Annotated in this window: 10 protein-coding genes and 1 pseudogene; 7 read left to right on the top strand and 4 right to left on the bottom strand. The window is 70.4% G+C overall.

The window, feature by feature from the left end; genetic code table 11:
- The first annotated feature begins 73 nt into the window (after window positions 1–73).
- The 4 genes and pseudogenes from OG622_RS05210 to OG622_RS05195 all read left to right on the top strand — a co-directional run bounded on the left by OG622_RS05210 (window position 74) and on the right by OG622_RS05195 (window position 3,893).
- The gene (locus tag OG622_RS05210) at window positions 74–1,120 is read left to right on the top strand and encodes a LacI family DNA-binding transcriptional regulator (protein ID WP_371573738.1); all 1,047 of its coding nucleotides are present in this window, start codon (window positions 74–76) and stop codon (window positions 1,118–1,120) included.
- Between the two features lie 19 nt (window positions 1,121–1,139).
- Window positions 1,140–1,283 (top strand): annotated as a pseudogene (locus OG622_RS05205) (sugar ABC transporter substrate-binding protein); the annotation flags it as partial.
- A 71-nt stretch (window positions 1,284–1,354) separates the two neighbouring features.
- Window positions 1,355–1,741 carry an ABC transporter permease subunit gene (locus OG622_RS05200; protein WP_371573736.1) on the top strand — a complete coding sequence of 129 codons (387 nt, stop codon included), beginning with the start codon at window positions 1,355–1,357 and terminating at the stop codon, window positions 1,739–1,741.
- 148 nt (window positions 1,742–1,889) lie between these two features.
- On the top strand, window positions 1,890–3,893 hold the full coding sequence (locus OG622_RS05195) for a DUF4157 domain-containing protein (protein ID WP_371573734.1): 2,004 nt from the start codon (window positions 1,890–1,892) through the stop codon (window positions 3,891–3,893).
- Window positions 3,894–3,936: 43 nt separating this feature from the next.
- Here OG622_RS05195 and OG622_RS05190 read toward each other — a convergent pair whose 3' ends face one another.
- Window positions 3,937–4,236, bottom strand: a complete 300-nt coding sequence (locus OG622_RS05190; RefSeq protein WP_371573733.1) for a hypothetical protein — start codon at window positions 4,234–4,236, stop codon at window positions 3,937–3,939.
- A 101-nt stretch (window positions 4,237–4,337) separates the two neighbouring features.
- On the opposite strand from OG622_RS05190, the gene OG622_RS05185 reads away from it, so the two are divergent.
- Together OG622_RS05185 and OG622_RS05180 are read left to right on the top strand one after the other, a co-directional pair.
- Complete coding sequence (locus tag OG622_RS05185; RefSeq protein ID WP_371573731.1) at window positions 4,338–5,372, top strand: sulfotransferase; 1,035 nt, start codon at window positions 4,338–4,340, stop codon at window positions 5,370–5,372.
- A 295-nt stretch (window positions 5,373–5,667) separates the two neighbouring features.
- A complete protein-coding gene (locus tag OG622_RS05180; RefSeq protein WP_371573729.1) occupies window positions 5,668–6,192 on the top strand; it encodes a hypothetical protein in 525 nt (174 codons plus the stop codon).
- Window positions 6,193–6,302: 110 nt separating this feature from the next.
- On the opposite strand, the gene OG622_RS05175 is transcribed toward OG622_RS05180, so the two are convergent.
- Window positions 6,303–8,204, bottom strand: a complete 1,902-nt coding sequence (locus tag OG622_RS05175; protein ID WP_371573727.1) for a hypothetical protein — start codon at window positions 8,202–8,204, stop codon at window positions 6,303–6,305.
- Window positions 8,205–8,565: 361 nt separating this feature from the next.
- Here OG622_RS05175 and OG622_RS05170 point away from each other — a divergent pair, with 361 nt between their 5' ends.
- Window positions 8,566–9,252, top strand: coding sequence for a DUF5701 family protein (locus OG622_RS05170; protein WP_371573725.1), 687 nt, complete (start codon window positions 8,566–8,568; stop codon window positions 9,250–9,252).
- A gap of 67 nt (window positions 9,253–9,319) precedes the next feature.
- Here the strand turns inward: OG622_RS05170 and OG622_RS05165 are convergent, their stop codons facing one another.
- Window positions 9,320–10,006: a hypothetical protein gene (locus OG622_RS05165; protein WP_371573723.1), complete on the bottom strand. Its 687-nt coding sequence runs from the start codon at window positions 10,004–10,006 to the stop codon at window positions 9,320–9,322.
- Window positions 10,007–10,354: 348 nt separating this feature from the next.
- Window positions 10,355–11,218, bottom strand: coding sequence for a calcium-binding protein (locus OG622_RS05160; protein ID WP_371573721.1), 864 nt, complete (start codon window positions 11,216–11,218; stop codon window positions 10,355–10,357).
- Window positions 11,219–11,523 lie beyond the last annotated feature (305 nt).

The following is an 11,523-nucleotide window of genomic DNA, read 5'->3' as shown; positions in this document are numbered from 1 at the left end:
CCCTCGCGAACGCCGGGCGGTACTCTCTTCGGAGGTTCCGAACCGGTTCGAGGAGTTCAAGCAAGGAGTCGGCGTGAACATCGGTGAGATCGCGCGGCGGGCCGGTGTCTCGCGCAGCACCGTGTCCTACGCGCTGAGCGGCAAGCGCCCGGTCTCGGAGGACACACGCCGGAGGATCCAGCGGGTCGTCGACGAGCTGGGCTACCGGCCCAGTGCCAGCGCCCGCGCCCTGGCCAACGGCCGGACCAGCACGATCGGCCTGGTCTTCCCACCGGCCGGCAACCACTACACCGGCATGCAGCTGGACTTCATCGGCAGCGTCGTGGAGGCCGCCGCGGCCTACGACTACGACGTGCTGCTGTCCCCCAGTGGCGTGGACAGCGACCGTTCCTTCCAGCGGATGCTGGGGGAGCGGCGGGTCGACGGCGCGATCCTGATGGAGATCAGGCTGGAGGACGACCGGGTGGACCACCTCACCGCCCTGGACTTCCCCTCCGTCACCATCGGCCGCACCGCTCGCCCGGAAGGCGGTTGGTGGGTGGGCCTGGACCACACGGCCCTGGCGGCGGCCTGCGTGCACCACCTGGCGGATCTCGGCCACCGCCGGGTCGCCTTCGTCAACCGGCCCGAGCAGCTGCTGCGGGCCGGATACGAGTCCGCGCACCGGGGCCTGGACGGTTTCACCAAGGCCGCGGCCGAGCGCGGGCTGACGGTCCGGACGTACTGCTGCGGTGACGACGCCGCCTCGGGTCAGGACTGTGTGCGGCGGATTCTGCACGACGACCCGGCCACCACGGCCCTGGTCACGCTGAACGAGGCAGCGCTCGGCGGCCTCTACCGGGGGCTGGCCCAGGCCGACCGTCATGTGCCGCGCGACTTCTCCGTCACCGGGGTCGTGGCCAGCAGGTGGGCGGAGACGGTGACCCCGCAGCTCACCGCAGCGGACGTACCGGCGGCCGAGATGGGCCGCCTCGCTGTCGAACTGCTGGTGGAGCGGCTCGACCATCCCGACGCGCAGCCCCGGCACCACCTGCTGGCCCCGCCGATCTCACTGCGGGCCAGCACCGGGCCCGCCGGAGTCCCACCCATCGCGGACACCGGGTCCGGCACAACACCCTGACCGCATCTCAGGGGTGATCGAGGCCGGAGCGAAGATCAAGCGGACCGCCTTCGACACCAGCGACCTGTCGGACAAGGCACTGCTGGCGGCGCAGCAGGACAACTCCGCGGACATCCTCGTCCTCGACAACCCGGTGGTGCCGACCCTGGCCGAGGCGGGGGTTTGGAACTGCTGGCGTTGGAGTGCGTTCAAGAGCGTTCTGGTGGGCGGGAGTGAGTGTGGGTGGGCTGTGTCGTGTCGTGCACCTCGGCCGTGGGGACGCTGCCGGCCGGCCTCCCCGGACTGCTCACGACCGCGGTGACCGGACCGTCGGTCTGGGGCGCCGCGTGCGTGGTGGCCTGGACCCCGTACGCCGCCCAGGCAGCCGCCCTGCTGGAACAGGAACGGGCCAGCGGCCACCTGCTCGCGTCGATCTCCTTCGGAGCGGGCCCCTCCTACCTCCTGCGCCACCATCTCCTGCCCGCGGTCCTGCCCGCGCTGGTACGCAACGCCCTGCTGCGCCTGCCCACCACGGTCCTGCTCCTGGCCTCCCTCGTCCTCCTCTCCGTCCTCTCCGTCTCCGCCACGGCATGGGGACGCACCCGAACCCGACCCGACACCGAGCGGCCCGCTCCCGCCTGACCGGTGACGAGCCTGGGCAAGGGGCGACGATGCGGTGCCTCGTCCCCGTACCAGGTCTGCGCGAATTCCTGGCCGAAGGTCTCTTCACGGGGCGGGCCCTCCGGAAAACGATGACGGAACGTCATATCCGTGCGGGTCGGGAGAGTCGATGGCAGCACAGCGCGCACCTCGTGAAGAGGAACAGCCCCGCAAGGGTTCCCGCTCGGCCCGGCCCGCCCTCCCGTCTCCCGCCGGTCGGCTGCCGGCCGCCGGCCGGGTGGGCTCCTCGGACCCCGCGCGGCTGCTCGCCCTCCAGCGTCTCGCCGGGAACGCCGCCCTCGGACAGGCCATCCAGCGGGAGCGCGCCGCGGACCGGGAAACGGAGCGGACGTCCGTCCAGCGATCGGTGCAGGACGCGCTGCGCGGCGCCGGACAGCCGCTCGACCCCGCGACCCGCACCGACATGGAGGCCCGTTTCGAGGCCGACTTCTCCGACGTACGCCTGCACACGGACCGCGCGGCACAGGAGTCCGCTGCCGCTCTCGGAGCCCGCGCCTACACCGCGGGCAGCCATGTCGTCATCGGCGAGAGCGGCGCCGACCGGCACACGCTCGCCCACGAGCTGACCCATGTGATCCAGCAGCGCTCGGGCCCGGTCGCCGGCTCCGACCGGGGAGACGGGGTGCGGGTGTCCGACCCGGGCGACCGCTTCGAACGTGAGGCCGAGGAACAGGCCACACGTGTCCTGGGCGGCGCCCCGCCCGCACACGCGGGACACGAACCGGAGGGGCACGCGGGACACGGGCACGCGTCCGAACCGGGAACGGCGGTGCAGCGGATGCCGCTGCGCGCCACCGCGGCCGCGCAGGAAGACCAGCGCGACCAACTCGCCGACCTCGTCGCGATGTGGGTACCGGACGAGGAGTTCGACGCCGACGGTCACCTCGTGGAGGTACCGGATCGCGCCTACTCCGGGCAGCGCCGGGGCTACGGGACGGACGCGCTGCGCGTCGAACGCACCGCTGCTCTGCCCAGGGCCTCGGCGAGCCGCCGGGGCGGCACCCTGCAGGACAGCTGGGAGGTCGAGTACCAGACCTCGTTCTACGTCTACCGCGTGGAGCTGATCAACAGCGATGCCCAGCGCAGTCCCACGCTGATCGACCCCGATCGGTCCTTCCGTATCGTCCGGATGACCCCGAAGGGGTCGGGCGGTCGCTCGATGGGACGGACCTACCGGTTCGGCGACTACTGGGACATCAACCCGGCGTACGCGGGCCATGAGGACCTCGAGGCCCTGGCCGGGCAACGGAGACTGGACGAGGACGACCGCGTCGGCGACACCACCGGGCTCGTGCAACTGCCCACCGACCCGAGCGAGCCCTTCGTCTTCTACAAGCGTGCCATCGTCGACCCCAGCTTCACCTACGGGGACGGAACGTCCAACAACAGCCGCCGATTCTTGAGCAGGCAAGGCTTCGACGCCATGGCCAACCAGGCCGAGGAGGACGGGCGGGGGAAGCTCCGAAGGCAGGTCAGGGTGTCCAAACCGCCGTCGGTGGACCGCCAGAGTGCCGGGCGCAACCCGGCGGCGGCGATGGGCAGCATGGCCGCGCACAGCCTGATGCCGACGACCGGCCGCGGGGGTGCGGCGGGGCGGCGCGCCTCGCACGAGTGGTGCCATCTCATCGGCGACGGCGACAACGGCCCCACCGAGTTCCGCAACCTGGTCGTCGGCACCAACGCGGTCAACACGGAACAGCTGGCCATGGAGACGGCACTGCGGGACTACCGGGCCCGGTTCCTCGGGCTCGGCTACGCGATCCGGCTGACCGTCGAGGCGCTCCTCGAACGGACCGAGGCCGCGTCGCCGGCCGTACCGGGCGGTCCCTACCACCGGGCGAACTGGATCAGCTTCATGATCGACATCGTCGAGGACCCCGGTCGCGGTGCCCGCAGCTCCGCGGTGGACAGGGCGCCCTCCGTGGGCGGGACGGTGCACCGGCAGATCATGGACGGGCAGCGCGGCACCATCACCGAGTCGGAGTTCACCAGCCTCCACAACAACGTGCGCAACAAGCTCCGCGAGACGCATGCGAGGCTGCGGGAGCAGCAGGAGGAACAGCAGCGCGGACGGGCCTCACGCTACGGATCGCCCATGTCCATCGGCTCCTGACAGGTGCCCGAGCGGGCTCGGCGGCCGGGTCCCGACGCCGAGCTCAGGATGTGGCGGTCACTTCGGTGACTTCGGCCGCTTCGGCGGCGCCGGCCACTTCGTCCTGCGCCATGCGCAGGAAACGCCGGATCGCTTCGGCCGACATGTCGAGCGCCTCGGAAGCGGACTGCTCATCGCCGAACATCTGCACGGCCTCGGTGACGGCCACGGCCAGTTCGGCTTCTGCCTTGCGGACCTTGACCTCGGCCTTGTCCACGGTGTCGACGACCGCCAACTGGCGGCGCTGCTTCTCCTGGAGTCGCTGTTTGCGGGAAAGTGTCTTGTCAGAGTTCTGCACAGTCATGCCCAAGATCATAATTGCTCGGACACGCACCCATGAAATCGTCAACTCACCTGCCACGCGGCGGTGTTCATGAGCACGTGAACATGCTCAGAAGGGGGATCATGCGTTCTCTGACCTTCGTCTTCGGTACGGGGCGCAGCGGCTCGACGGCGCTGTCACGCATCCTCAACGCCCACCCGGACGTGCTGAGCCTGAACGAGTACATGGCCTCGGTGGGTGACGCGGCCTTCCCCCGAGGGAAGGTGGACGGCGAGGAGTTCTGGCAGGCGCTCTTCCGGCCGGCGCCGCATTTCGAGCGGATGATCCGCAGTGGGCTGCCGCTGCCCGAGTTCCTCCACACCCGCCGACCCGGCAGATACTCGGCGCGCACCGCGGGCATTCCCGCGCTGTCCCTGATGGTGCTGCCCCACCTCACCGACGACCCGGACGGACTCCTCGACGAACTCGGCGCGGCGGTGACCCGGTGGCCCGAGCGCACCGCGGCCGCACACCACCGGGCCCTGTTCGGGCTGCTCTGCGCCCGCTTCGGACGTACCGCCGTCGTGGAGCGCTCCGGCTACTCGACCGGCTGGGCACCGGGACTGCGGGAGACCTTCCCGGACGCGAAGTTCGTGCACATGTTCCGCGACGGCCCGGACTGCGCCCTGTCCATGAGCCGTCATCCCGGATACCGCGTGATCCACCTGCTCCGCGAGATCAAGACCCGCTCCGGCGTCGACGGCTTCGCCTCCCTGACCCCCGAGCACATCCGCGCGCTGCCCCCGGACCTGGCGCCCCTGCTCGACGAACGCTTCGATCCCGCACTCGTGCGCGACCGGCACATCCCCGTACGGACCTTCGGCGCCCTGTGGTCCGAACTCGTCACCGAGGCAACGGAGTTCCTCGCCGGGCTCCCCGCCGACCGGCGCACCACCCTCGCCTACGAGAACCTGCTGGACCACCCTGCCGAAGAGCTGACCCGCCTGGCGGGCTTCGTCGGCGTGGCCCCCCTGCCCCAGTGGCTGCACACTTCGTCCGCCCTGCTCGACCACAGCCGACGCGGCTCCGCCCGAAGCCTGCCCGCCGCCGAACTCGCCGGACTGCGGGCCGACTGCGCCCCGGGTACCCACGTCCTGGAGGGGCGACCGGTCACCTGACGCCCCTCCCGCGCTCGGTCGGCGAACAGGTGGAGCGGGGAGCGGGCGTCTCCGGCATAGCGTTCACTGTCACTCATTGCAATGATCGACGCGAAGCGTGTTGCATTAATCGGAAATCCGTTGCAACGAAATTGCGCCCTCAACCTGCTGTTATTGCTTACAAGCGCAACACTGACGTTGCTGAATGCGTGAAGGCAACGTAGCGTTTCCATAGTCAGAAACAACGGACCGATGGCTTCGCAGGCCGAGAGGTGCGTGTTTCGCGGAGGAGTGAGCGAGCAAAAGGGGTCGGGCCATGGAAACAGCGCAGAGTCGGCGGCAGGCCGCACCCGGCGCGCTCACCGCCTTCGCCCGCTTCGTGCTCTGCGGCGGCGGAGTGGGGCTCGCCTCCAGCTTCGCGGTGGTAGCCCTCGCCTCCTGGATTCCCTGGGTCCTGGCCAACGCCCTGATCACCGCGGCTTCCACGCTCCTCGCCACCGAACTGCACGCCCGCTTCACCTTCGGTGCGGGCGGGAGCGCGACCTGGCGCCAGCACGCCCAGTCGGCCGGTTCCGCGGCGGTCGCGTACGCCGTGACCTGCGTGGCGATGCTTGCCCTGCAGCAGTTCGTGGCGGCACCCGGTGCGGTGGTCGAGCAGGTCGTCTACCTGTCCGCCTCCGCTCTCGCCGGCGTCGCACGGTTCGCGGTGCTGCGCCTCGTCGTCTTCGCACGGAACCGCTCGCAGGCCGCGGTCACCGTCCACGCCCCCCGCCCCGTCCACCCGACCGTGGCCCGCGCCGCGGCCCCCACCGGCCCGGCTGTGCTCTGCCGCGCCGCCTGACCGTGCCAACCGCGGCGCGGCCGGCTCCATGCTCCGGGGCCGGGTGGTGGCCCTCGCCTCGGTGAGGGCCACCACCGCCGCCCGCCGCCGCTGGTCCCGGCGCGCCAGGTCTATGTGAGGGAGCCGCCTCCCGCGTAGGCGATGTTCGGCCGGGGCGGCCGGGCCATGCCGGCCCCGAGGAAGTAGTCGAGTTGATGGGACTGCAGGTAGCCCTTGAACGTCATGGCGTTGCGGTAGGCGGGGTTGTGGGCCGGGGTGTACAGCCGGGTGGTCGTGGGCTGGTTCGTGGTGAAGACGATCAGCTCGTTGTAGGACGCGTTGGTGTACACGGCCTCCTCGCGCCAGTCGCCGAGGATGTCGCCGACGAGGGTGGGCCCTCCCTGCGCCGCCGTGACCGCGCCGTGGTTCCAGGTGCTGACCAGCCGGGGCAGACTGCCGCTCGGCGACGGGTTCAGCGGGTTCCACTTCTCGATCTTGCCGTCGTTGAGCAGTTCCATGGTGAGGTCGCCGTCCCACCACAGGCCCAGTTGGGGCCACGGGCGCAGCGAGGTGTTCGGTTCGGTGAGCCGGTTGGCGGGTGCGTTGTACAGACCCGAGAAGGACCAGACCTCCATGCCGGGGAAGCGCGCGTCGATGTCGCCCGCCATGCCGCGTCCGACATCGGCGGGGCCACCGTCGTGCCTCCAGATGACGGAGCCGCTCGCGGCGTCGTAGTAGTACTCCAACAGGCCGCTCGGGTTGTCCTGCTGGACGCCGTAGCCTTCGAGCCCGGGACGGCTGGGGTCCATGTCGGCGATGTGGAAGCGGTCGCCGTGGATGATGCCCTGGGGGCCCATCGAGTAGCGCAGGGTGCCGTCGCCGTTGAGCACGAACCCGATCTCGGCGACCTCGTCCGTCCCGTCGCCGTTGACGTCGATGGCGCGGGTGTTGTGACCGTCGGGCGCGTTCTGGCTGCCCCGCAGCCACGTCCACTCGGGCCTCAGCGCACTGCCGGTGAACCGCCAGGCGGCGACCATCAGGTTGAAGGCCCCGTCGTCGCGCCGGTTCTTCATGTAGGCGACCAGGCTCGGTGTGGTGCCGTCGAGATACGCGACTCCGAGACGCGCGCCCATCGGGCCGTCCCCCAGGTAAGTGGTCGGCACCGCTGCCCAGTTGCGCAGCGCGCCGGTCCGGCCGTCGAGGACGGCCATGAACTGACGCGCGTCGTCGGCGTGCGTCCAGGTCGTCCCGTCGCCGAACCTGACGCCGTCGGCGATCTTCAAAGCGACCTCGGCACGGCCGTCGCTGTCGAAGTCGTACACGGTGACGCCGTCCCAGTGGCCCACGTCGATCGCGGACGACCCCGGTTCGATGTTGTCCTGGTTCTGGCTGTTCGGCCCCATGTCGACCTCCCAGAGGAACTGCCCGCGGCCGGTGTACGCCTCGAGCTTCTGGGGGGAGGTCTGCCGGTCCAGGACGTAGTCGTACTCGCCGTCACCGTCGAGGTCGCCGACCCAGACGAACTTCACCGGACCGCCGGAGCGCAACGGCACGCGGACCACGGGCTCCGTGGCGTGATCGGCCGTCAAGGTGAAGGACCCGCCGGGCGCCTGCTCCTGACCGCCCACCACCGGAACGACCCGGTAGCTGTTGGACCGCGTCAGGTCGGCCGTGGAGTCCACGTAGTTGGTCCCACCCGTCAGGACGCTCGGGTTGAGCTTGGCGTACGCGCTGCCGCCGGTGGACCGGTACACGTTGAAGCCGATGCCCTCCGGGTCGAGTCCCAGCAGCCGCCAGGACACGAGCACCTGGGTGCCGCTGGAACGTACCGCCACGACCCCGCGCCCGAGGTTCTCCATCATCCGCGCGGCCTGAACCGTCCCGTCGCGAGCCACGGCTGCGCTGGGGACCGGGGACGTCTCGGACGAGGCGAGGCTCGCCTGCCCGGGGGCCAGTGCGGCACAGACGGCCAGGACCACGGACAGGCCGAGGGATCTCTGCCGGACAGACCGCGACCGTAATGCCATGTTCATGACAACCTCCTGTGACTCGCGGTTGCTGTACGGGGCGTCCGCCCCCATGGGGTTCGGCCCGAACGCGGAACGGAATCCCTGGAGAGTTGAAGCGTTTACACGCTTGTGATGGAAGCATCGCGAGAAGTGGGCGTCAAGGTGCTCGAAGTGACAACGTCCCTTCAGTTCACGGACGTTGCGGCCCCTGTTCGTACGGTCGGTCGTCGAATGGAAACGCTTTCACGCCGGTACTGCCGCAAGGGAGCTGCGGCCCCGCCCTCGCGGGACCCGGACGGGACGGAACCGAGGTGGCGGCGGGAACGTTCGGGCGGGTCGTCTCGTTGCCTTCGAGTCCGTCCTCGTCGTACTCGTTGGGAGTATCGTGCCGAAGCCCACACCCGCAACCTCCGCAGTCCTCCCCGCACTTCCGCCCCTGAACGCGCAGGCCGAGAGACTCATCGAGCTGGGTGTGCACGAGCTCGCCGGACTGCCCGTCGACGAGCTTCGTACCTTCGCCGAGGCCTTCGAGGCGACTGAGGCACCCGGGTCGGGCCACGGCGTACTGCTCGCGGTTCGCCCCGACCTCGTCCCCGCCTCCGCCCTCGCCCTGCTGCTTCGAAGGGACGGCAGGCCGGGATTCGTCGTCACCGACATGCCCGACGTCGACCGCTTCACGCCCTGCGCCATCGAGCAGCCTGACGCCCCTCTCTACCTCGTCACCGGCCTCGACCGCGGTGACCACATGGCCAACTGGAGCCCGGAGGAGGCACTGCCGGCCCTCACCAAGGAGGACCGCACCCCGCTGCTGCTCACCGAAGGCATCCACTGGGTGCTCCAGCAGCCGGCGGTCCTTGAGCGCAACCGCTGCTTCATGACCATCGGCTCCCGGCTGCGCAAGACAGACGGCACGCTGGACGCCCGCACCCCGGCGATCTGGATCAGCAACGGCACCGGGCGGGACGGCGGAGAACGCCGCAACGCCCCCAAGGTCGGCTGGTGCTGGTGGGGCAACAGGCACACCTGGCTGGGCTTCGCCTCCGCGACGAGCCGTGGGGTCCGGGACCTGTAAGCACCTGTGATCATGCGACGGGGCGGGGAAAGCGCAGCACCACGCTTGCTGACAGCACCGAACCCGGTCAGGGGGTGAAGACCTCGTCGAGGCGGTCGATGGAGCCGTCGCCGCCGAGGTGGTAGGTGAAGACCAGGCCGGAGTTCGGGTGGGCCTCGAGCCAGTCGAGGAACTCCTGGACGCCGATGGGCTGGTTCTCGGTGCTCTCCACGATGGGGTTGGTGACGGTGATGGCGGCGGCCTGATCCATCGGGATGAACGTCTCCTTGCCGACCGTCTCGAACGGCGCGCCGTCCGAGTCGGGGGTTCCGCATCCCCAGTTGCCGTGCTTGACGATCAAGCTGAGGAACCCCCCTTCCGGGGTGTAGCGGTAGACCGCGATCTCGTCGGGGGAGATGGGCATCTTGTGGTCGCAGTCGTCGGCTTCGCCGTCAGTGCCCGCTGAGCCCGTCTGCGTGGCGGCCGGTGGCTTGGAGGTGACCGCGGCGTCCCCAGTGGTCTTGCCCCCGCTGCTCGCGTCCGTGGAAGCCTTAGCGTCGGGCTTCTTGCCCGTCGTGTCGGCCTGCGCCCCCGTCTTGTCGCCGGTGCCGCTCGTTGCCGTCGCGGTCGACTTCGCGTCGCCGGCGGCATCCGCCGTAGCGCCGTCACCGGAGCAGCCGGTGAGGCTCAGCGCTCCTGCCGCGCACATGCCCAGCACAGCTGCCTTGACGGCGCCCGGTCTACGGCGGCTCTTCCTCGGCGTCAGGTTCGTCATTCGTCCCCCATCTTGGGTGTTCGAGGTCTCCGCGAGCCTCGTCGGCTCGGGAGCAAGGGACGAGTTTCAGCCGTCGGCAGTTGCGCGTCCTGGCTAGATTGTGCACGTTGACGTCAATGGGGCGGATCGGCGGGTTCCGAACTGCGCGCCGAGCGACACCCAGGAGAGCGGGACAAGCGAACAGGGGCAGGTCACGGCCCCCGCGGTGGGAGCCGGACGACCGGTCGAGGCCGCGGGCGCCGGGGCCGGGTGTTCGTCCGGGCGCTCCCCAGCGACTGCCGGAGCGTGTGTCGGGTCAGCGGTCCGGGGCCGGTCCGCGGCTGCGCGGTCCGGCCCCGCCGCGGGACGTCACGCCTCGCAGGCGCTCTTTGTGTCGCTCGTGTCGGCGGTGCAGGTGTCGGTGTTGGTGCCCCCGTTGAGGGAGTCGTTTCCGAACACGCCGTCCACGGCGTCGAGGGTGTCGTTACCGGCCCCTCCGCTGTGCGTGTCGCCGCCGGCGCCGCCGACGAGGGTGTCGTTGCCCGTGCCGCCCACGAGGAGGTCGTTGCCCCCGAAGCCGGACAGGATGTCGTTGGCCGTGCCCCCGGTGAGCGTGTCGCCGAACGGGCTGCCGTAGATGATCTCGACGTCCGTGAGGACGTTGTCGCCCTCCCCGCCGATCCCGTCGTCGGCGGCGTTGTCGATGTCCACCACGACGCCGGAGCCGCTCTCCAGGTAGCTGGCGACGTCGCTGGCGCCGCCCCCACCGCTGAGCCGGTCGGCGCCGGTGCCGCCGATGAGGAGGTCGAAGGTGACGCCGCCGTTCAGGGTGTCGTTGCCCGTGCCGCCGTTGAGGATGTTGCTGCCGGGGCTGGGGCCGCCGTTGATGACGTCGTTGCCGGACTCGCCCTTGAGGTCACCGCGGACGTTGCCGGTCTTGGTGATGATGTCGTTGCCGTCACCGGCGTTGACCACCACCGTGTCGTTGTTGAGGTTCACCGGGCAGACCACCGAGCCGTTGCCCTGGACGGAGCATCCGACTCCGGCGGTCAGGGTGTCGGAGGTGTCCTGGATGACGACGTTGCTCCCGGACAGGCTGACCGTGATGTTGTTCGCGCGGCCCGCCGCCGCGTTCACGACCACGTTGGTCCCGCTCTTGAACACACCGGTGGCCGCGCTCGCGGGCCCTCCGGTCAAGGTCACCGCGGAACCCGCCATCGCCGTGACCACCATGACCCGGAGTAACGCTTTTCTGCCCATGGGCTTCCTCTCGCTCGCGTGAATCGACCTGGCCGCGCACCACCGGTGCGGCGAACCGGTTTCACGGTGCCAGGCGGAGCCGGGCGGTACATGGGGGAACGGCCCCCATGTACCGCCCGGGTGGTGGCGTGGAGCGGGACGGGGGCGCAACCGTGGCAGAGAGGGGCAGATGCCGGTACCCGCCTGTCGGGGCACCGCCGACGCGGCGTCGCGCTCATGGCGGTCGGACGAGCGGCCGGACACGGGGATCACTTCGTCGGCGTCCGGACAGGCCGGCT

The organism is Streptomyces sp. NBC_01314, from assembly GCF_041435215.1.
Lineage (GTDB): Bacteria > Actinomycetota > Actinomycetes > Streptomycetales > Streptomycetaceae > Streptomyces.
Note: the sequence above shows the minus strand (reverse complement) of the source record. Positions and strands in the feature narration are given on the sequence as shown.